17 protein-coding genes and 1 tRNA gene are annotated in these 20,761 nt (G+C 57.6%); 16 read left to right on the top strand and 2 right to left on the bottom strand.

What is annotated here, in order from left to right; translation table 11 throughout:
* The first annotated feature begins 5 nt into the window (after nucleotides 1–5).
* Entirely contained in the window at nucleotides 6–2,366 is a 2,361-nt protein-coding gene (locus tag AB1748_RS17280) for a TIM-barrel domain-containing protein (protein ID WP_367395824.1), read from the top strand.
* A gap of 175 nt (nucleotides 2,367–2,541) precedes the next feature.
* On the opposite strand, the gene ftnA is transcribed toward AB1748_RS17280, so the two are convergent.
* Entirely contained in the window at nucleotides 2,542–3,048 is a 507-nt protein-coding gene (gene ftnA, locus AB1748_RS17275) for a non-heme ferritin (protein WP_111142294.1), read from the bottom strand.
* Nucleotides 3,049–3,524: 476 nt separating this feature from the next.
* Here ftnA and AB1748_RS17270 point away from each other — a divergent pair, with 476 nt between their 5' ends.
* The 13 genes from AB1748_RS17270 (at nucleotide 3,525) to mrdA (ending at nucleotide 17,396) form a co-directional block, all read left to right on the top strand.
* A complete protein-coding gene (locus AB1748_RS17270; protein ID WP_111142189.1) occupies nucleotides 3,525–4,196 on the top strand; it encodes a nucleoside recognition domain-containing protein in 672 nt (223 codons plus the stop codon).
* Nucleotides 4,186–4,662: a YjiG family protein gene (locus AB1748_RS17265; RefSeq protein ID WP_111142190.1), complete on the top strand. Its 477-nt coding sequence runs from the start codon at nucleotides 4,186–4,188 to the stop codon at nucleotides 4,660–4,662. Before AB1748_RS17270 ends, AB1748_RS17265 begins: the two co-directional genes overlap by 11 nt.
* Before the next feature lie 4 nt (nucleotides 4,663–4,666).
* Entirely contained in the window at nucleotides 4,667–5,770 is a 1,104-nt protein-coding gene (locus AB1748_RS17260) for a M20 peptidase aminoacylase family protein (protein ID WP_367395823.1), read from the top strand.
* A gap of 279 nt (nucleotides 5,771–6,049) precedes the next feature.
* On the top strand, nucleotides 6,050–7,636 hold the full coding sequence (gene prfC / locus AB1748_RS17255) for a peptide chain release factor 3 (RefSeq protein ID WP_111142192.1): 1,587 nt from the start codon (nucleotides 6,050–6,052) through the stop codon (nucleotides 7,634–7,636).
* Between the two features lie 259 nt (nucleotides 7,637–7,895).
* Nucleotides 7,896–8,510 carry a molecular chaperone OsmY gene (gene osmY, locus AB1748_RS17250; RefSeq protein WP_111142193.1) on the top strand — a complete coding sequence of 205 codons (615 nt, stop codon included), beginning with the start codon at nucleotides 7,896–7,898 and terminating at the stop codon, nucleotides 8,508–8,510.
* Between the two features lie 98 nt (nucleotides 8,511–8,608).
* Nucleotides 8,609–8,770, top strand: coding sequence for a DUF1328 domain-containing protein (locus AB1748_RS17245; protein ID WP_003848537.1), 162 nt, complete (start codon nucleotides 8,609–8,611; stop codon nucleotides 8,768–8,770).
* A gap of 218 nt (nucleotides 8,771–8,988) precedes the next feature.
* Nucleotides 8,989–10,041 (top strand): patatin family protein, encoded by a 1,053-nt coding sequence (locus tag AB1748_RS17240; protein WP_293774562.1) that lies wholly within the window; start codon nucleotides 8,989–8,991, stop codon nucleotides 10,039–10,041.
* Entirely contained in the window at nucleotides 10,038–10,835 is a 798-nt protein-coding gene (locus AB1748_RS17235) for a TatD family hydrolase (RefSeq protein WP_367395822.1), read from the top strand. Before AB1748_RS17240 ends, AB1748_RS17235 begins: the two co-directional genes overlap by 4 nt.
* Nucleotides 10,836–11,078: 243 nt before the next feature.
* Nucleotides 11,079–11,858 carry a deoxyribose-phosphate aldolase gene (gene deoC, locus AB1748_RS17230; RefSeq protein WP_111140760.1) on the top strand — a complete coding sequence of 260 codons (780 nt, stop codon included), beginning with the start codon at nucleotides 11,079–11,081 and terminating at the stop codon, nucleotides 11,856–11,858.
* 59 nt (nucleotides 11,859–11,917) lie between these two features.
* On the top strand, nucleotides 11,918–13,246 hold the full coding sequence (gene deoA, locus AB1748_RS17225; RefSeq protein ID WP_111140759.1) for a thymidine phosphorylase: 1,329 nt from the start codon (nucleotides 11,918–11,920) through the stop codon (nucleotides 13,244–13,246).
* A 95-nt stretch (nucleotides 13,247–13,341) separates the two neighbouring features.
* Nucleotides 13,342–14,565 (top strand): phosphopentomutase, encoded by a 1,224-nt coding sequence (gene deoB, locus AB1748_RS17220; RefSeq protein ID WP_111140758.1) that lies wholly within the window; start codon nucleotides 13,342–13,344, stop codon nucleotides 14,563–14,565.
* 26 nt (nucleotides 14,566–14,591) lie between these two features.
* A complete protein-coding gene (gene deoD / locus AB1748_RS17215; RefSeq protein WP_111140757.1) occupies nucleotides 14,592–15,305 on the top strand; it encodes a purine-nucleoside phosphorylase in 714 nt (237 codons plus the stop codon).
* 219 nt (nucleotides 15,306–15,524) lie between these two features.
* Complete coding sequence (gene mrdA, locus AB1748_RS17210) at nucleotides 15,525–17,396, top strand: penicillin-binding protein 2 (RefSeq protein WP_293774565.1); 1,872 nt, start codon at nucleotides 15,525–15,527, stop codon at nucleotides 17,394–17,396.
* Between the two features lie 29 nt (nucleotides 17,397–17,425).
* Here the strand turns inward: mrdA and AB1748_RS17205 are convergent, their stop codons facing one another.
* Nucleotides 17,426–18,745: a PAS domain-containing methyl-accepting chemotaxis protein gene (locus AB1748_RS17205; RefSeq protein WP_293774566.1), complete on the bottom strand. Its 1,320-nt coding sequence runs from the start codon at nucleotides 18,743–18,745 to the stop codon at nucleotides 17,426–17,428.
* Nucleotides 18,746–18,967: 222 nt separating this feature from the next.
* Here AB1748_RS17205 and AB1748_RS17200 point away from each other — a divergent pair.
* Nucleotides 18,968–19,043, top strand: a tRNA-Phe gene (locus AB1748_RS17200).
* Between the two features lie 324 nt (nucleotides 19,044–19,367).
* Nucleotides 19,368–20,342, top strand: coding sequence for a sensor domain-containing diguanylate cyclase (locus AB1748_RS17195; RefSeq protein ID WP_111140754.1), 975 nt, complete (start codon nucleotides 19,368–19,370; stop codon nucleotides 20,340–20,342).
* Nucleotides 20,343–20,761: the final 419 nt, after the last annotated feature.

Raw genomic sequence — 20,761 nt, 5'->3', positions numbered from 1 at the left:
CCGCGATGAAAACTCTGAAGAACTGGACGCTGCATCAGCACGCCGATCACTTTGTTGAGCTGAAGGTCGACGATCGTCACTTCCTGCGGCTGTACGTGCTGGAAGATAAGCTGATGCGTGTGCTGCTGAAGCGCGACGGCGAGCTGGCGCTGAACCGCACATGGAGCATTGCGCCTGTGGGAGATGTGCCCTGGCAGGGACGCGATCGCGAGGCGCTGGATGGCTTTACGCTGCCCGCCTTTCAGCTGGAGCACGATGCACAGCAGCTGCGGATCAGCACGCAACGGCTGCGGGTAACGGTGCATCAGCCGCTCTGCCTGAGCTGGGAGCAGTTCGACGGCGAGACCTGGCAGCCGCTGACGGCGGATCGCCACACCGGGGCCTATCTGCTCAATGCGCATGGCGATGGGGTGGAGCACTATCAGCGGCGTCAGCCGCAGGATCGGGTTTACGGTCTGGGCGAAAAAAGTGGCGACCTGAACCGGGCTAACCGGCGCTTTGAGATGCGCAATCTCGACGCCATGGGCTACAACGCCGCCACGACCGATCCGCTCTATAAACATATTCCGTTTACCCTGACGCAGCGCGACGGCGTCAGCTTTGGTCTGTTCTATGACAACCTCAGCAGCAGCTGGCTCGACCTGGGCAATGAGCTGGACAACTACCACCTGCCTTACCGCCGCTACCGTGCCGAGGCGGGCGATCTCGACTACTACATGATGCTTGGCCCGACCCTGCTCGACGTCACCAAAGCCTTTGTCCGCCTGACCGGGCGCACCCTGTTTCAGCCGAAGTGGAGCCTGGGCTACAGCGGCTCCACGATGCACTACACCGACGCGGCCGACGCGCAGCAGCAGCTGCAATCCTTTATCCGCCTGTGTCGTGAGCATGAGATTCCCTGTGACTCGTTCCAGCTCTCATCGGGTTATACCTCGATTAACAATAAACGCTACGTCTTCCACTGGAACTACGACAAAGTTCCGAATCCAGACGCGCTGAGCGATGCCTTCCATAACGCTGGCATGAAGCTGGCGGCCAACATCAAGCCCTGTCTGCTGCAGGATCATCCGCGCTATCAGGAGGTGGCGGCGCAGGGACTGTTTATCCGTGACTCGGAGCAGGATCGCCCGGAACGTTCGGTGTTCTGGGACGATGAGGGATCGCACCTCGATTTTACCCATCCGCAGGCGGTGCGCTGGTGGCAGGAGAACGTCACTCAGCAGCTGCTGGAAAAGGGGATCGATTCCACCTGGAACGACAACAACGAATATGAGGTCTGGGATGGCGAAGCCCGCTGTCACGGATTCGGTCAGCCGATCGCCATCAAGCACATCCGGCCGGTGATGCCGCTGCTGATGATGCGCGCCTCAATGGAAGCGCAGCAGCAGTTCGCGCCGCACAAGCGGCCCTATCTGATCTCACGCTCCGGTTGTGCCGGGATGCAGCGCTATGTGCAGACCTGGAGCGGCGACAACCGCACCAGCTGGCAGACGCTGCGTTATAACATCCGCATGGGGCTGGGGATGAGCCTGTCGGGGCTGTTTAACGTCGGCCACGATGTCGGCGGATTCTCGGGCGACAAACCGGATGCCGAGCTGTTTGTGCGCTGGGTTCAGAACGGCATTATGCATCCGCGCTTTACCATCCACTCCTGGAATGACGATCACACGGTCAATGAGCCCTGGATGTATCCGGAGGTGACGCCGATGATCCGCGAGGCGATCCGGCTGCGCTATCGCCTGATGCCTTATCTCTACACCCTGGCGTGGCAGGCCAGCGCCGAAGATGAGCCGATGCTTCGGCCGACCTTCCTCGATCACGAGCAGGATCCGCAGACCTGGCAGGAGTGCGATGACTTTATGCTGGGGCGTGACCTGCTGGTGGCCAGCGTGGTGGAGCAGGGCGCGCGCAGCCGTGAAGTCTATCTGCCCCGTCATCGCGGCGGCTGGTATGACTGGCACAGCGGCAGAGCGTTTGCGGGCGGCGAAACGGTCACCCTGGATGCGCCGCTGGATCGGCTGCCGCTGCTGGTGCGGGCGGGTGCGGTGATCCCGCTGGGCGAGTGCGAAACCACCACCGATGCGCGTCGCGATACGGTGCGGCAGTGGCAGATCTGGCCTGCACCGGAAGGCGTGACCACTATGGGGGAGACCTTTGACGATGATGGCGAGAGCCACGGCTGGCAGCAGGGGAATGCTCTGTGGCTGAACTGGACGCTCAGCAGCAGCGCCACCCGTATCGATCTGACGGTAGAGAAACGCGGGGATTATCAGCCTGCCTGGCGCGAGATCACCCTGTTACTCCCGGCGGGAGAACACCGTGAGCTGTGGGTAAATGGCGAGAAAGCAGCGAGTTACCGGCTGTAAAAGGGGTGATGAGGTAGCAGACGGAGGGAAAGGCGTTCGGCCCAAAAAAGGGCCGAACGGGGCAGCCGGTAAAAGCGGATTCGCTTCGCCGCCGGAAGCTGTTTCCGGCTGATGTCGCGTGATGACCGCGGCCGGTAAGGGAACTGTCAGCGATCTGAGGCGGCCCCGATAACGATTACTCGGCGTGATTCTCGGTGCTCATGCGGCCCAGATCTTTATCGACCAGGAACAGGCCGTTGCCGCTGTTGCTGACCAGCGCCAGTTTATCCAGCACGGTTTTAAACAGCTTCTCTTCTTCATGCTGCTCGGCGACATACCACTGCAGGAAGTTAAAGGTGGAGTAATCCTGTGAGGTCATGGCGGCATGCGCCAGTTCGTTGATCTTGCGGGTGATCAGCTGCTCATGATCCAGCGCCTGCTCCAGCACTTCATTCAGCGAGGTGAACGCAACCGGCGGCGCGGCAATGGTGCCCAGTACCGGCATCGCGCCGGTGTCGCTCAGGTAATCAAACAGACGCTGCATATGCTGCATCTCTTCGCGTGAATGCATTTTCAGGAAAGAAGCGGCACCCTCGAAGCCTTTATCGCTGCACCAGGCGCTCATTTGCAGATAAAGATTGGCAGAGAAAAATTCCAGGTTTAGCTGGTCGTTTAAACGTCCAGTCATTTCAGCAGTCAGCATGGCCGGGTCCTTTTAAGAAGATGTTAAATACAGAGGTTAAGCGGTGGATTATGCATCAGAGATGTTAGGGGTGTGAAGCCTTTTTATCAAAAAACGTGAATTTATCTGTTTGATTTAAATAGAATTATTTCGGAAATTGAATGCGACCAATTCTCATTTTTGCACGCGACCAGCCGGGCCATAAAGCCAGATAAATCAGCACCATGATAGTGCGGACAGGCGGGCCTCTGCGGGTGACGGGGGCGCAGTCGCCGGGGGAATTTCTGATTCGCTGATGGCCCGGCTCGATGACGCCGGATTCTGAAGCGATGATCCCGCCCGCTGATAAGGGCAATGACGCGGCCTGCGTCGCCCCTGCCGTCAGCGCGACGGTTTATTATGCGGCTCTGGCATAGATCCTGCTTGAAACCGCATTCCCTTAGTGACACCTGCCTGCAACGGAAACAGGCAGTTAACCCGGTTTACAGGAGACGATTATGTCAGATGAACAGCTGGTAGCGAATCCGGTGAAAATAGCGGCCACCAAAGGCAGCTACGTCGCATTAATTTTTGCCATTCTGTTTTTCTCAGGGCTCTTTTATAAGGTGGAGGGACTTTCCTGGCTCGGCGCCTTTGACTTTACCACCCTGGGAGGCAGCTTCGGCACGATGAAAGATCCCGCCAGTAATACCTTTCTGGGCGCAGGGGGGCTGAGCGCCAAAGCGGGCTTCCTGTTCGCCCTGTCGCTGACGCCTACGGTAATGCTGGCGCTGGGCGTGCTGGAGATCTTCACCCACTACGGCGCGATCCGCGCGGCACACCGGTTGCTGACGCCGCTGCTGAAGCCGCTGATGGGGCTGCCAGGCCGGTGTGGTCTGGCATTAATCACCGATCTGCAAAGCACCGACGCCGGGGCGGCCTTAACTAAAGAGATGGCCGACCAGAAACAGATCGGTAAAAAAGAGCTGGTGGTGATGAGCGCCTGGCAATATTCCGGCGCTGGCTTAATTAATAACTATTTCGCCATCGGCTCCGCACTGTTTGCCTCGATGACGCTGCCGATCATCATTCCGCTGTTACTGATGTTCGTACTGAAATTTGTCGGTGCGGCGATAACGCGTGCCGTGTTAAACAGTGTCTACAAAAAGGATTTCGCCGATGAAAAGTAATCCCGTCACAACATCAGGTAACCCCTTCGATGTATTTGTCACCGGGGCGCGTAAAGGGTTTCACATCGCCATCCATAACCTGATGCCCAATGTGGTGATGGCTTATGTGCTGGCCGAAGTCCTGAACCTGCTCGGGATTATGCCGTTTCTCGGCCAGGTTTTTGCGCCGGTGATGGGGCTGTTTGGCCTGCCGGGCGAGGCGATCACGGTGCTGCTCACGGCATGGCTGTCATCATCGGCTGGCACCGGTGTTGCGGTCAGCCTGCTGACCAAAGGGCTGCTGACAGGTGCCGACATCACGATTCTGGCTCCGGCGATTTTCCTTATGGGATCACAGCTGCAATATATGGGGCGGCTGCTGGGCGTGGCCGACGTGCCCAAAAAATACTGGCCGCTGCTGATGCTGGTCAGCATCATCAACGCGCTGATCGCGATGTCTGTTATGCGTCTGTTTATACAGGAGTAACGCTGTGTCTGAGGTTTTAGAGCATTACCACTATTTGCACGAGATTCCGGAGCTGGGTTTTCAGGAGGTGAAAACCTCGGCCTATATCGCAGACCAGCTGAAGAGAGCAGGCCTGAAGGTGACGCGCAACATCAATAACACCACCGGCATCGTGGCGGAGATCGACAGCGGCGTGCCGGGCCCGGTGCTGGCGCTGCGCGCGGATATGGATGCGCTGGGGCACATTATTGATGGCGTGCCCTGTGCGCGTCACACCTGCGGCCACGACGGCCACTCTTCGGTGGTGCTGACGGCGGCGGCGGCGCTGCTGCGCGAGGGCACGGTAAAACGTGGCCGGCTGAAGATCCTGTTCCAGCCCGCCGAGGAGTTAGGGGCCGGGGCGCTGTCGATGATTGAGGGGGGCGCGCTGGATGATGTGGAGATGATTCTGGGGTTCCATCTGCGTCCGCTGGAGGAGTGTGTGGTCGGCCAGGCGGTGCCCGCCGTGCTCTATTCCGCCTGCAGCACGCTGGAAGCCACGATCAAAGGCCAGCCCGCCCATGCGGCCCGTCCGCATCTGGGCGTCAATGCGCTGGATGCCGCCGTGCAGGCGGTGCAGGCCGTTAACGCTATTCATCTGCCACCCGGCCTGACCTGGAGCGTCAAAGCGACCCGCTTCCTCTGCGATGCGGGCGTCACCAACTCGGTGCCGGATGAGGCCCGCGTGGTGTGGGATCTGCGCTCGCAGGAGAACGGACCGATGACGCTGCTGAAGGAGCAGGTCACGCGCGCCATCACCCACAGCGTCGCGGCGCTGGGGGCCAGCGCGGAGGTCCGCGTGCTGAAAGAGATGCCCGCAGCCGAGATCGACGATGAGGCGACCGCCGTGATCCGCGCCGCCATCGTCGAGGTGCTGGGCGAAGAGGGGGCGCTGCCGACCCGGACCACACCAGGCAGTGAGGACTTCTTTTACTATCCGGTGACGCGGCCGGGCGTAAAAGCGGGATTCTGGGGGCTGGGCACCAACCTGACGCCGGGTCTGCATCATCCCGATATGCGTTTCGACCTCAGCTCACTGGAGATCGGGGTACAGATCTTTAAAGCCTGCGTCAGAAAGGTGCTGGGATAACCGGGACCGGGCGGGCGCAACTGCGGCCGCCTTCTCTGTTTACCGTTCCGCCTCCGATAAATCGCGTTTCTCTCCCTGTAGGCCGCGCGCGCAAAATATTGTATGCTATGCCGCCTTAAAGCTGACCAGGTAACCGGACTTCACGCCAATGTAACGTCGCGCTGACCCGCCAACGATGAAAGATCGTTTTAGGCACCGTTTACCCGCCGGTAAGGTTCTGCCGGCCACCATGATTTATCAGCAGCGCCAGCAGGTGCGCTGCCTATTGAGAAAAATTCCATGTCTAATCCCTTTTTAGAAGAGGTGGCTCGCCGCCGCACCTTCGCGATCATTTCGCACCCGGATGCCGGTAAAACCACCATTACCGAAAAAGTGCTGCTGTTCGGACAGGCTATTCAGACCGCCGGTACGGTGAAAGGCCGTGGTTCTAACCAGCACGCCAAGTCAGACTGGATGGAGATGGAGAAACAGCGTGGTATCTCCATCACCACCTCGGTCATGCAGTTTCCCTATCGCGACAGCCTGGTGAATCTGCTGGATACCCCGGGCCACGAAGATTTCTCCGAAGATACCTACCGTACCCTGACGGCGGTTGACTGCTGTCTGATGGTGATCGATGCCGCGAAAGGCGTCGAGGATCGTACCCGCAAGCTGATGGAAGTGACCCGCCTGCGCGACACGCCGATCCTGACCTTCATGAACAAACTTGACCGTGACATCCGCGATCCGATGGAGCTGCTGGATGAGGTCGAGAGCGAGCTGAAAATCGCCTGTGCGCCGATTACCTGGCCGATTGGCTGCGGCAAGCTGTTTAAAGGCGTCTATCACCTCTACAAAGATGAAACCTATCTTTATCAGACCGGTAAAGGCCACACCATTCAGGATGTGCGCATCGTGAAGGGGCTGAACAACCCGGATCTCGACGCCGCCGTAGGCGAAGATCTGGCGTCGCAGCTGCGCGAAGAGCTGGAGCTGGTTCAGGGTGCCTCGCACGAGTTCGAGCAGGAAGCCTTCCTGAATGGCGAACTCTCACCGGTCTTCTTCGGTACCGCGCTGGGGAACTTCGGCGTCGACCACATGCTGGATGGCCTGGTCTCCTGGGCGCCGCGTCCGATGCCGCGCGACACTGACACCCGCCGGGTGGAAGCGAAGGAAGAGAAGTTCACCGGCTTCGTGTTTAAGATCCAGGCCAATATGGACCCGAAACACCGCGACCGCGTTGCCTTTATGCGTGTGGTGTCCGGTAAATATGAAAAAGGGATGAAGCTGCGTCAGGTGCGCACCGGCAAAGATGTGATGATCTCCGATGCGCTGACCTTTATGGCGGGCGACCGTGCGCATGTTGAAGAAGCCTACCCCGGCGATATCATCGGCCTGCATAACCACGGCACCATCCAGATTGGCGACACCTTTACCCAGGGTGAGAACATGAAGTTCACCGGCATTCCGAACTTCGCCCCAGAGCTGTTCCGCCGTATCCGCCTGCGCGATCCGCTGAAGCAGAAACAGCTGCTGAAAGGGCTGGTTCAGCTGTCGGAAGAGGGCGCCGTACAGGTCTTCCGTCCGGTGCATAACAACGATCTGATCGTGGGCGCTGTTGGGGTGCTGCAGTTCGACGTGGTCGTGGCGCGTCTGAAAAGTGAATATAACGTCGAAGCGATCTACGAAGCGATTAACGTCTCAACGGCGCGCTGGGTAGAGTGTGACGACGCGAAAAAGTTTGATGACTTCCAGCGTAAAAACGAAGTGAACCTGGCGCTCGATGGCGGTGATAATTTGACTTATATCGCGCCAACCATGGTCAATCTGAATATTACTCAGGAACGTTATCCCGACGTCCGTTTCCGTAAAACACGCGAGCACTGATCGCGCTGTTTCCGGGCCACTCCAGCTGGGAGTGGCCCTGTTTCCCCCGCTCCAGACTCCTCCTAAAAACACTGCTTTTATTCTGTTTTGACGTGTGATCAACCAGTTAGCCAGGCAAGTTGCAAAATGCCGTCTATGATTATTTTATCGGACGGCGGAAGAGACTTCTCTTGTCCTTACGTCCTGTAACGCAGTGGCCTTATTGCCGCTGTTTCGCCCACAGTTTTTGGGTGAGTTAACTGATAGAAGGAAGATATCGATGAACAAGACTAAGATTGCTAAAACCCTGATGGCCGCCATGATTGGTTCAGCTCTGATCAGCGGCAGCGCACTGGCTGATGAATCCATGTCGCAGAAAGCGTCACAGACAGCCGACAGCGCGGGTTCAAAAATCGATAGTTCTATGAAAAAAGTCGATGGTTTTATGGATGACAGCGCCATCACCGCCAAAGCCAAAGCGGCCCTGGTGGATGACGACGCGATTAAAAGCACGGATATCTCGGTAAAAACGCATCAGGGCGTCGTGACCTTAAGCGGTTTCGTCACCTCACAGGAGCAGGCTGAAAAGGCTGTGGCTGTGGTGCAGAAGATCGAAGGTGTTAAATCCGTCAGCGACAAACTACACGTCAGAGACAGCAAATCATCTTCAGTGAAAGGTTATGCGGGCGATGCCGCAACGACCAGCGAAATTAAAGCTAAGCTATTAGCAGATGACATTGTTCCGTCGCGCAACGTCAAAGTTGAGACTACCGACGGTGTTGTTCAGCTTTCAGGGCATGTTGCTAATCAGGCACAGTCAGACCGTGCAGAAAGCATCGCTAAAGCCATTGAAGGCGTGAAAAGCGTTAAGAATGACCTGACGGTTAAATCTTAATAGCTGACGTGCGGTTGCTCCGGTGGCCGCACGAATAAAAGACACCCATCCGGGGATGAAATAAGCAGTTCGAATTTAAATAGGGTAAGGAGAGGCTTATGTTTCGTTGGGGCATTATTTTTCTGGTAATCGCACTGATTGCTGCAGCGTTAGGTTTCGGCGGTTTAGCGGGTACAGCAGCATGGGCAGCTAAAGTTGTCTTCGTTGTAGGTATTATCCTGTTCCTCATCAGCCTGTTCACCGGCCGTAAAAAGCTTTAGCCGATGAGTCCTGCAGTATAATGCAACCTGTTGCATAAAGCGGAGACCCGTCATCCGCAGCGAGTCACCTGAAGAGAGGGATCCCTTCATTTCGCTGCGATGGCAAGCCAGCACGCTGGCCTGCTGGTTAAAGGATGAGATGACTGGTTCTCCGGCATGCTGCCTTCATCAACGGAGCGATCCCTCAGCATACCCGGAACCCTGATGAGGTTCGCACAGTGGGTATTCGCATTCCTGTCACGCTCGGCACCCTTGAACCTCTGGCCCTGACCCCCTTTAAATCACGAAAAATCGCGCTCGTCTGCGAAGGCGGCGGTCAGCGAGGCATTTTCACTGCCGGTGTTCTGGATGAATTTCAGCGCGCCCGCTTTAATCCCTTTCAGCTTATGCTCGGCACCTCTGCCGGCGCACAGAATCTCTCTGCCTATGTCTGCGGTCAGCCCGGCTATGCCCGGCGCGTGATTACCCGCTATACCACCAGTAAACTCTTTTTTGATCCGCTGCGCTTTGTGCGGGGCGGCAATCTGATCGATCTCGACTGGCTGATTGAGATTACCCGCAGCGAATTTCCACTGGCGATGCGACAAGCCGAGCAGGCCTTTGCCAGCGGGCGTGAATTTTATATGTGCGCCTGCCGCAGCGACGACTACACGCCAGGTTACTTTACTCCTACGGCTGATAACTGGCTGGAGCTGATTAAAGCCTCCAGCGCCATTCCTGGTTTCTACCGGCTGGGCGTGAACCTGGAGGGGGTCAGCTACCTCGACGGGGGCATCAGCGATGCGATCCCGGTGCGGGAGGCCGCGCGTCGCGGTGCCGATACGATTGTGGTGATCCGCACCGTGCCCTCGCAGATGTTCTACACGCCCAAATGGTTTAAACGCATGGAGCGCTGGCTCAGTACCGGCGCGCTGCAGCCGATGATCAATGTGCTCAATATGCATGAGCAGAGCTATCGCGAGATTCAGCAGTTTATTGAAAATCCGCCGGACGATTTGCGTATTATTGAAATCTTTCCCCCGCACGCGCTGGCCAGCAGTGCGCTGGGCAGCCGGATCGCCTCGCTGAATCAGGATTATCATCTGGGACGGCGCTGCGGGCGCTACTTTATCGCCACGCTGGGCCAGTGGCTGAGCGACGCGGAGCCGCTTAGCCCGCCGCGCATCGTGACGCCGCCCGCGCCGGTGGCCAATGCGCCCGATACCCGGCTGATTATCACGCCGTCGCTGGCGGACAACGATGCAGATTACGACAAAGGATCGCTGGCATGAAATTTATCGACACGCACTGTCACTTTGATTTTCCGCCCTTTGAGGGGGATACCGTCGCGAGCCTGGCCCGCGCGGCGGAGGCGGGCGTTGAGAAAATCATCATTCCGGCTATCGATGCCAGCCGCTTCGGGCGGGTCTGCGAGCTGGCCGCAACGCATCCGGCGCTCTATGCCGCGCTGGGGCTGCATCCCATCGTGATTGAAAATCATCGGGAAGCGCACCTTGATCAACTGGAAACCCTGCTGCAACAGCGGCCGCGTAAGCTGGTGGCGATCGGTGAGATCGGGCTGGATCTCTATCGCGACGATCCGCAGTTTGATAAGCAGCAACGCTTTCTGGAAGCGCAGCTCAGGCTGGCGAAACGCTACACGCTGCCGGTGATCCTGCATTCCCGCCGGACCCACGACAAGCTGGCGCAGATCCTGCGTCGTCACGATCTGCCACGCCGGGGCGTAATACACGGTTTTGCGGGCAGCCTGCAGCAGGCGCAGGCCTTTATAAAACTGGGTTATGCGATTGGCATCGGCGGTACCATTACCTATGAACGCGCCAGTAAAACCCGGCAGACCGTGGCGCAACTGCCGCTGGCGTCGCTGCTGCTGGAAACTGATGCACCGGATATGCCGCTGCACGGCTTTCAGGGCCAGCCTAACCGCCCGGAACGGACGCGTCAGGTGTGGCAGACGCTCTGCAGCCTGCGTAAAGAGTCACCTGAAGCGATCGCCGACGCGCTGTGGCAGAACAGTCAGCAGCTGTTTCAGCTCGATTCCGCGTTTCCCGCAGTGCGCAACTGATCCCTTCCGTATCGCCCGGCCGGTCGCCCGTTAAATGTGATAATAGTAACATTGCCCCGGCTGGCGTATAATGGCGATCAGGCCCTGTTATCTGAGATTTTAGTCACAGTATACGCGCCAGTTTTGCAGCAGATTCTTATTTCTATGTGACTCCTGGCACATATCAGTGCGCGTCAGAGTGTTATTATTATAACATTCCGCCGACGAGCCGGTGGGTTGCATCCCGATCCTTTGGAGAGCCACATGACCGATATCAAACACCTTGCCCTGCGCGCCCTGAAACTGATGGATTTGACCACCCTGAATGAAGATGACACCGACGCAAAAGTGATCGCCCTCTGTCATCAGGCCAAATCCCCGGCGGGCAACACCGCTGCGATCTGTATCTATCCACGTTTTATTCCGATCGCGCGTAAAACGCTGCGCGAGCAGGGCACCCCGGAGATCCGTATCGCCACCGTCACCAATTTCCCGCACGGCAACGACGATATTGACATTGCGCTGGCAGAAACCCGCGCGGCTATCGCCTACGGTGCCGATGAGGTGGATGTGGTCTTCCCGTACCGTGCGCTGATCGCCGGTAACAGCCAGGTTGGTTTCGATCTGGTGAAAGCCTGTAAAACCGCCTGCGCGGAAGCGGATGTGCTGCTGAAGGTGATCATCGAAACCGGTGAGCTGAAAGAGGAGGCGCTGATCCGTCAGGCCTCTGAAATTGCTATCGACGCGGGTGCGGACTTCATCAAAACCTCCACCGGGAAAGTGCCGGTTAACGCCACGCCGGAAGTGGCGCAGATCATGATGAACGTGATCCGCGATAAAGGTGTCAGCCAGCAGGTCGGTTTCAAACCGGCGGGCGGCGTACGTACCGCTGAAGATGCTGCGATCTACCTGCAGATGGCCGACGCGACACTGGGCGCAGAGTGGGCCGACGCACGCCATTTCCGCTTTGGCGCATCCAGCCTGCTGGCGAGCCTGCTTAACACGCTGGGTCACGAGAGCGACACCAGCAAAGCCGGTTACTGATCCCTCTGGCGGTCGCCGACCGCCTGTTCTTCACTCTTTCCCTGAACCAGGGGGCTACCTTGTTCCTGCCACAAGAAATTATTCGTAAAAAACGTGATGGTCTTGCGCTGACGGAAGAGGAGATCCGCTTCTTCATCAACGGCGTGCGTGATAACACCGTGTCGGAAGGGCAGATCGCTGCGCTGGCGATGACCATCTATTTTCATGATATGACGCTGCCGGAGCGGGTGGCGCTGACGATGGCGATGCGTGATTCCGGCACGGTACTGAACTGGAAGTCGCTGAACCTCAACGGTCCGCTGGTGGATAAGCACTCGACCGGCGGCGTCGGCGACGTCACGTCGCTGATGTTAGGGCCGATGGTCGCCGCCTGCGGTGGCTATGTACCGATGATCTCCGGGCGTGGCCTGGGCCACACCGGTGGCACGCTGGACAAGCTGGAGGCGATTCCGGGCTTCGATATCTTCCCCAGCGACGACCGCTTCCGCGAGATCATTAAGCAGGTGGGTGTCGCCATTATCGGCCAGACCAGCTCGCTGGCACCGGCGGATAAGCGGTTCTACGCGACGCGTGACATTACCGCCACCGTCGACTCCATTCCGCTGATTACCGCCTCGATTCTGGCGAAAAAGCTGGCCGAGGGGCTGGATGCGCTGGTGATGGATGTCAAAGTGGGTTCCGGCGCGTTTATGCCAACCTATGCGGCGTCAGAGAGCCTGGCGCAGTCGATCGTTGGCGTTGCCAATGGCGCGGGCTGCCAGACCACCGCTCTGCTGACCGATATGAATCAGGTGCTGGCCTCCTCAGCCGGTAACGCGCTGGAGGTGCGTGAAGCGGTGCGCTTCCTGACCGGCGAGGCGCGCAATCCGCGCCTGCTCGACGTCACGCTGGCGCTCTGCAGTGAAATGCTGATCTCCGGCAGACTGGCGGCGAGCGAGAGCGAAGCGCGTCAGAAGCTGATGAGGGTGCTGGACAATGGCCAGGCCGCCGAGTGCTTTGGCCGCATGGTGGCCGCGCAGAAGGGGCCTGCCGATTTCGTCGAGCGTTACGCGACCTACCTTCCGCAGGCCACACTGAGTAAACCGGTCTATGCCGATCAGCCGGGGATTGTCAGCAGCATGGATACCCGTGCACTGGGCCTGGCGGTAGTGGCGATGGGCGGCGGACGTCAGCGCGCCAGCGATACGATCGATTACAGCGTCGGGTTAGACGAAATGATCACCCTGGGCGAACGCGCTGATGCGCAGCGTCCGCTGGCCGTCATTCACGCCAGCAGCGAGGATCAATGGCAGCAGGCCGCCGCCGCGGTGAAAGCCGCGCTGGTGATCGGTGACAGCGCCCCGGCGGAGACGCCGGTCGTCTACCGTCGTGTGACTGATATCAGCTAACTGATCCGTAACCGGTGCCAGCGGCGATCCATTCGGGTATACTGATCTGATCGCTTTTTTTTGACTTGTCACGCGCGGATGCGCAGGAGACTTGCATGAAACGTGCTTTTATTATGGTTCTCGATTCCTTTGGAATTGGTGCCAGTAAAGATGCCGATAAATTCGGCGACGCAGGTTCGGACACCTTAGGTCACATCGCCGAAGCCTGCTTCAAAGGTGAAGCAGATAAAGGGCGCAAAGGCCCGCTGCATCTGCCGAATCTCACCGCGCTGGGTCTGGGTAAGGCGGCTGAACTCTCTACCGGTCGCTTCCCGGCAGGTCTGGATCCTGAAGCGAAAATCACCGGCGCGTACGCCTACGCCAGCGAACTTTCGTCAGGTAAAGACACGCCCTCTGGTCACTGGGAGATCGCCGGAGTACCGGTGCTGTTTGACTGGGGCTACTTCAGCGACAAAGAGAACAGCTTCCCGCAGGAACTGCTGGATAAGCTGGTTGAGCGCGCGGATCTGCCGGGCTACCTCGGTAACTGCCACTCTTCCGGTACGGTGATCCTCGACCAGCTGGGCGAAGAGCATATGAAAACCGGCAAGCCGATTTTCTATACCTCGGCGGACTCCGTTTTTCAGATCGCCTGTCACGAAGAGACCTTTGGTCTTGAGCGTCTTTACGCGCTGTGCGAAATTGCCCGCGAAGAGCTGACCGAAGGGGGCTATAACATTGGCCGGGTCATCGCGCGTCCGTTTGTGGGTGACAAGGCGGGTCAGTTTGAGCGCACCGGTAACCGTCACGATCTGGCGGTCGAGCCACCTTCAGCGACCATGCTGAAAAAGCTGGTGGATGAGAAGGGCGGTCATGTGATCTCCGTAGGTAAAATCGCCGATATCTACGCGGAACAGGGCATTACCAAAAAGGTCAAAGCGACCGGTCTGGATGCGCTGTTTGACGCCACGATTCAGGAGATGAAAACGGCGCCGGATCAGGCGATTGTTTTCACTAACTTCGTGGATTTTGACTCCACCTGGGGCCATCGTCGCGACGTCGCCGGTTACGCGGGCGGACTGGAACTGTTTGACCGCCGCCTGCCGGAGCTGATGGAACTGGTCGGGGAAGATGACATTCTGATTCTGACCGCAGACCACGGCTGCGATCCGACCTGGCAGGGTACGGAGCACACCCGTGAGCACATTCCGATTCTGATCTACGGACCGAACGTAGAGCCTGGCTCGCTCGGCTATCGCGAAACCTTCGCCGATATCGGTCAGACAATTGCACACTATTTTGGCCTGTCCGAGATGGACTATGGCAAGAACATGCTGTAAATCAGCAATTTAATAAGGATTAAACAATGGCAACCCCTCATATTAATGCTGAAATGGGTGATTTCGCAGACGTCGTACTGATGCCTGGCGACCCGCTGCGTGCGAAACACATCGCAGAAACCTTCCTCGAAAACGCGGTAGAAGTGAACAACGTGCGTGGGATGCTGGGCTACACCGGCACCTACAAAGGCCGTAAAGTCTCTGTGATGGGCCACGGCATGGGGATCCCTTCCTGCTCAATCTACACCAAAGAGCTGATCACCGATTTCGGCGTGAAGAAGATCATCCGTGTGGGCTCCTGTGGTGCGGTACGCGCGGATGTCAAACTGCGTGACATCGTGATTGGTCTGGGTGCCTGCACCGATTCCAAAGTGAACCGTATGCGTTTCAGGGATCACGACTTCGCGGCGATTGCGGACTTCGACATGGTGCGTAACGCGGTCGATGCGGCGAAAAACCTGGGCGTTGACGCGCGCGTGGGCAACATCTTCTCTGCCGATCTCTTCTATACCCCGGATCCGCAGATGTTCGACGTGATGGAAAAATATGGCATCCTGGGCGTGGAGATGGAAGCCGCAGGTATTTACGGTGTGGCCGCTGAGTTCGGTGCGAAAGCGCTGACCATCTGTACCGTTTCTGACCATATCCGTACGCACGAGCAGACCACCGCTGCCGAGCGCCAGACGACCTTCAACGACATGATCAAAATTGCGCTGGAGTCTGTCCTGCTGGGAGACTAATCCGCGTGGCGGACGGGCGCGCCCGTCTGCTGCCTCTCTCCCTGAACCGATCCTCCTCTGCCGGAGGATCGGCATTTTCCCGCCGACTTCCCGTAACATTCACATCAAATGACATACTTTAACTGAGGCTTGTGCATCTTCGCGCTGGCACCCCGGCGTTCGCGCCTTATCATGGTGCGCAACAACAGATAATAATGAATTGTCCGATAATACCCCCTGATGAACTTTCGTAACTTCGACGCTGAAGAGAAGCTGTTTGCCCGCCGTGCCGCGATAGCCTTTGCTCTGGTCTGCACCTGTTTCACTATTCTTGGCGTAAACCTCTACCGCCTGCAGGTGCGCGATCATAGCTACTACCAGACGCGCTCTAACCAGAACGACATTAAGATGATCCCCATCGCCCCTACGCGCGGGCTGATCTATGACCGCAACGGCATTCCGCTGGTGCGCAACGTCAGCTGGTACGCCATCACGCTGACGCCTTACAAGATCAGCGACATGGACGCCACGCTGCGGGCGCTGACGCCCATCGTGAATCTGACGCCTGACGAGATTGAGACGTTCCGCCATGCGCTGAAGCAGACCAGCCGTTACAAGCCGGTGGTGCTGAAAGAGGAGCTGACCGAGGAGGAGGTCGCCCGCTTTGCGGTGAATCAGTTCCACTTTACCGGGGCGACGATTGAAACCTATCAGGATCGCGAATATCCCTATGGCGCGGATCTGGCGCATGTGGTCGGCTATGTGTCGAAAATTAACGACAGCGACTACAAACGGCTGAATGCCGAAGGCATTGCGGAGAACTACGCGGCAGACCATAACATCGGTAAGCAGGGGATTGAGGGCTATTACGAAACGCTGCTGCATGGCAAACCAGGCTATCAGGAAGTGGAGGTGGATAACCACGGCCGGATTGTGCGGGTGCTGAAAGAGGTGCCGCCGGTCGCCGGTAAAAACCTGACGCTGACGCTGGATCTCCACCTGCAGCAGTATGTGGAGAGCCGTCTGGCGGGGCAGCGTGCGGCGCTGCTGATAGAAGATCCGCATGACGGATCGGTGCTGGCGATGGTCTCCAGCCCCAGCTACGATCCCAATCCCTTCGTTAAAGGCATCAGCTATCAGGCCTATAAAAAACTGCTGCAGGACAAGGATCTGCCGCTGATCAACCGCGTGACCCAGGGACTCTATCCGCCCGCCTCGACGGTGAAGCCGTATATGGCGATGTCGGCGCTGCTGACCCATGTGATCACGCCACAGACACAGTTCTTCGGTGCGCCAACCTGGACGCTGCCCGGCACCGATCGGCGCTATCGCGACTGGAAAAAAACCGGTCACGGCATGCTGGATGTGACGCGCGCCATCGAAGAGTCCGCCGATACCTTTTTCTATCAGGTGGCATTCATGATGGGCATTGACCGGATTCACACCATGCTCAGCCAGTTCGGTTATGGCAAGCCCTCCGGGATCGATCTCAATGAGGAGTACAACGGCTTACTGCCGAGCCGCGAATGGAAGCAGAAGGTGCATAAAAAGCCCTGGTATCAGGGAGACACGGTGTCCGTGGGCATCGGCCAGGGGTACTGGATTGCGACGCCGATTCAGATGGTGAAAGCGATGGTGGCGCTGATCAATAACGGCCGGGTCATCGCGCCCCATCTGCTGGAGAAAACCCAGCGCGGCACCCTGGTTGAAAATTACCATCCGCAGCAGCGCGAAACGCAGATTGGCGATCCCCGTTCACCTTACTGGTCGCTGGTGCGCCACGCGATGTTTGGCATGGCTAACTCACCCAACGGCACCGGGTATAAATATTTCCACACCGCACCTTATGGCATCGCGGCGAAAAGCGGGACCTCTCAGGTGTTCAGCCTGCGCCAGAATCAGACCTATAACGCGAAGATGATCCCGGTCCGGCTGCGCGACCATATCTTCTATACCGCCTTTGCGCCCTTTAATGACCCGAAAGTGGCGGTGGCGCTGATTCTGGAGAACGGAGGCGGGGAAGGGGTCACGGCAGCGCCCGTAATGCGGGATATACTGGATCACATTTTCCTTCCGCCGACGCCGGACGCGACCGCCCCGGCCACGCCATAAAAAAAGGGGGCGACTGCCCCCCCTGCGCGTCAGACGCTGAGCGTTTTCGTGACCTGACCAATCGCGTGCACCACGTCCGTTGCGCCCTCCCGAATCTCCGCAATGACGCCACCCGCCTCCTGCGCCAGCTGCACGCCCTGATCGGCGCGCTTCAGGTTCGACTCAATCCCTTTCAGTGCCCGGCTCGCCAGCAGATGGTTCTGCTGTATCCGGTTTTCGATGTCGGTGGTCGCGCGGTTGATGTTCGCCGCCAGCGTGCGAACTTCGTTCGCCACCACCGCAAAGCTGCGGCCATGACTTCCGGCGCGCGCCGCTTCGATGGCCGCATTCAGCGCCAGCAGGTTGGTCTGATCGGCGATCCGGCGTATCCCTTCAACAATTGCTCCGATGCGATCTGAGGATTCACTCAGTCCGGTAATATCCCCGGAGATCCCCTGCAGTTCGCCGGCCAGCGCGTTCATGGTTTCGACGCTGCTGGCGATCACATCCGCCCCCAGCTTCGTGCTCTTATCCGTCTGCAGCGCGGTATGATAGGCCCGCTGCGCCGCATCATGCTCCTGCTGATTCTTCTCCACCTGGGCGGTCACGTCGGTCGCGAACTTGACGATTTTGTAGAGCCTGCCCTGTTCATCAAATACCGGGTTGTAGGTGGCACGCAACCAGATCGTCTCGCCCTGCTTGTTGACGCGGGGAAACTGACCCGAGACAAATTCACCCCGATTCAGCTGCTGCCAGAATTCGCTGTACTCCCGGCTGTCACGCACGGCCGCAGAACAGAAGCGGCTGTGATGAACGCCTTCCACCTCTTCGCGACGGTAGCCCATGGTTTTCAGGAAGTTATCGTTGGCTTTCAGGACTTCCCCTTTGAGGTTAAAGGCGATCACCGCCATCGATCGTTCAATGGCGGTGGTGATGGCGCGCTGCTCCTGCGCATCGTTAATATGGCTGGTAATGTCGGTGGCCAGCTTGACGATTTTGATTACCCGACCGTGACGGTTCTGCACCGGAACATAGTTGGCTTCCAGCCAGATCGGGCGGCTGTTCTTCGCCATGCGCAGAAACTTATCGCTGAAGCTTTCGCCCCGGTTGAGTCGCTGCCAGAAGTCGCGATAGGCCTGCGACTGCAGCTGTTCCGGCGTGCAGAACAGGCTGTGGTGCTGGCCCTCGATCTCCGCCAGCGTATAGCCCATGCTCGCCAGAAACAGCGCGTTGGCGCCGAGAATGGTGCCATCGGGTGAGAATTCGATCATGGCGATGGAGCCGTTGAGAGAGCTCAGCGTAGCCGCTGAGTGTGAGCGCTTCTGCCAGCTATGACGGGAAGCAATACCTGATGTAATAGTAGAAAACATGATGATCCTTATTATTAGTGTGGGTCTCGCAAGTTATATCGGCAAAATAGCGGCGCAATAGAGAGGGCAGCCCGCTGCTGGCTGAAATTTATTCGATCGACGTCCGCTTTTTTGCCGTGAAACAGACCCGATGGCCGGGTTGATGGAAAAGCGGTCAGTTGGTGTGATTTTGGTGAAAAGCGTTTGACGCTGCCGGGCCGCTTTGGTTTAATGCGCCCCGTTGCCCGAATAGCTCAGTCGGTAGAGCAGGGGATTGAAAATCCCCGTGTCCCTGGTTCGATTCCGGGTTCGGGCACCATATTTAAAGAACCCGCCTCTGGCGGGTTTTTGCATTCTGAGGCGAACCCGTTATCGACAGGTTCGATTCACTCGCCACATCCCGCCGAACAATCCGAATTTCCATTTCCGCCGTTCATTCCGGCTCTGAATTGAGTAGCCACACAAACAGATTTCACGGCGAAACCAATTTGCCGTCCCGGCTCTGTGCTGCGTTGCCAGAGTGTCACCGCCTGATATGCTGTCCAGCCTGCAATTGACCGCGACTAATCGTGTTTTATAAGCCACTCTTTACAGAATCCACCTGACAGGCACAATACCCCTTTTTTCCAGCGCTCTCACGGTCATGTCAGAAGAAGCACTGCGGCTGCAGATACAGAACCTGAAAAAGCATAATGCGCGTCTGAAGCGTATAGCCCATGACGCCCGGAACAAACTCAACGCGGCGCTGGATGGCACCGGGCTGTTTCTCTGGCAGCTCGATATCCCCAGCGGCAAACTGGTGATCTTTAACCGGCGCTGGGGCGCGATGCTGGGTTTCCAGCCGAAAGAGACCGACGCCAACTTTGAATCCTGGAAAGAGAGCCTGCACCCCGATGATGCCGCTGAGGTTCTGCGGGCGTTTTACGATCATATTGCCGGCAAAGCGCCTTACTACGAGGCGCTGCACCGCATGATCGCAAAGAATGGCAGCATTACCTGGGTGCTGGATCGTGGCCGGGTCAGTGAGTGGAACGCCCAGGGCGAGCCGGTAAAAGTGATCGGCACCCATATCGACATGACGAAAGAGAAGCAGTATGAAGCGCAGCTCGCGCTGCTGGCACTGCACGATCCCCTGACGCTGCTCAACAATCGCCACGCTCTGCAAAACTATTTCTGCGAAATGAAAGCGCAGGGAGCACTCTGTGTTGCCTTTATCGATCTGGATAACTTCAAGCATGTTAACGACACTCTGGGACATCGCAGCGGGGATGAGGTACTGATCCAGCTCAGTCAGCGTTTAACGGAATGCGTACCCGCTGAGGGGGTCATTGGCCGGCTCGGCGGCGATGAGTTTGTTCTGTTATTGCCCTATCCGCTGCACCACCCCCTGGTCCGCGAACTGACTGACGCCTGTCTTGATGCGGTGCTCACCCCTTTTGATATGTCAAACGGTCACGCTCAGATCGGCGCCTCTGTCGGCGTGTCGCAGGTGCAGGAAAATGATGACTTCGATACCGCACTGGCTCGGGCGGATGCAGCGATGTATCGCATTAAGAAAAATGGTAAACGCGGTATCGCGATAGATGACGCCTTTCCCGACGCAGCCGACCTTTGCTGAGCCTGACCGCTGGCGCAGCCGTTTCTTCTGACCTTACCGGATCCTCCCTGGCTTTTTTTTCCCTGCCGGTCGCCTCAGCGATCGGTGCGCAGCACCACACAACCTAAATTTTAGTATTAATCCTAAAACGGCTTTTCATTTTCTCACCTCTCTCTATTACCGCTTCGTTTATTCTTTAATACCCATCGCTGATGATGAGGTGACATTTGAATTTAATTTTCATTAAATCAGCATAATTGATCGTTTATCGATCAAAAATGGTTATTTTCAACTGGCGCGATTGACCTTCTGCGTCTCGCTTAATTCCTGGGTGATAACAAAGTAACCTGATTATATTTACCGCTTCGCTTAGGTAAATTGATCGTTTGTTGATCATCTTCACTAACTGATATTGATGAGGTTATCTTTCTGCCGCTTCG

This window comes from Pantoea sp. Ep11b (genome assembly GCF_040783975.1).
Lineage (GTDB): Bacteria > Pseudomonadota > Gammaproteobacteria > Enterobacterales > Enterobacteriaceae > Pantoea.
This window is presented reverse-complemented; position numbering and strand designations above follow the sequence as displayed.

Coding starts and splice junctions, on each gene's coding strand:
- AB1748_RS17280 (WP_367395824.1), top strand. CDS start 6: ATGAAAACTCTGAAGAACTGGACGCTGCATCAGCACGCCGATCACTTT.
- ftnA (WP_111142294.1), bottom strand. CDS start 3,048: ATGCTGACTGCTGAAATGACTGGACGTTTAAACGACCAGCTAAACCTG.
- AB1748_RS17270 (WP_111142189.1), top strand. CDS start 3,525: ATGTCAGATGAACAGCTGGTAGCGAATCCGGTGAAAATAGCGGCCACC.
- AB1748_RS17265 (WP_111142190.1), top strand. CDS start 4,186: ATGAAAAGTAATCCCGTCACAACATCAGGTAACCCCTTCGATGTATTT.
- prfC (WP_111142192.1), top strand. CDS start 6,050: ATGTCTAATCCCTTTTTAGAAGAGGTGGCTCGCCGCCGCACCTTCGCG.
- osmY (WP_111142193.1), top strand. CDS start 7,896: ATGAACAAGACTAAGATTGCTAAAACCCTGATGGCCGCCATGATTGGT.
- AB1748_RS17245 (WP_003848537.1), top strand. CDS start 8,609: ATGTTTCGTTGGGGCATTATTTTTCTGGTAATCGCACTGATTGCTGCA.
- AB1748_RS17235 (WP_367395822.1), top strand. CDS start 10,038: ATGAAATTTATCGACACGCACTGTCACTTTGATTTTCCGCCCTTTGAG.
- deoC (WP_111140760.1), top strand. CDS start 11,079: ATGACCGATATCAAACACCTTGCCCTGCGCGCCCTGAAACTGATGGAT.
- deoB (WP_111140758.1), top strand. CDS start 13,342: ATGAAACGTGCTTTTATTATGGTTCTCGATTCCTTTGGAATTGGTGCC.
- deoD (WP_111140757.1), top strand. CDS start 14,592: ATGGCAACCCCTCATATTAATGCTGAAATGGGTGATTTCGCAGACGTC.
- mrdA (WP_293774565.1), top strand. CDS start 15,525: ATGAACTTTCGTAACTTCGACGCTGAAGAGAAGCTGTTTGCCCGCCGT.
- AB1748_RS17205 (WP_293774566.1), bottom strand. CDS start 18,745: ATGTTTTCTACTATTACATCAGGTATTGCTTCCCGTCATAGCTGGCAG.
- AB1748_RS17195 (WP_111140754.1), top strand. CDS start 19,368: ATGTCAGAAGAAGCACTGCGGCTGCAGATACAGAACCTGAAAAAGCAT.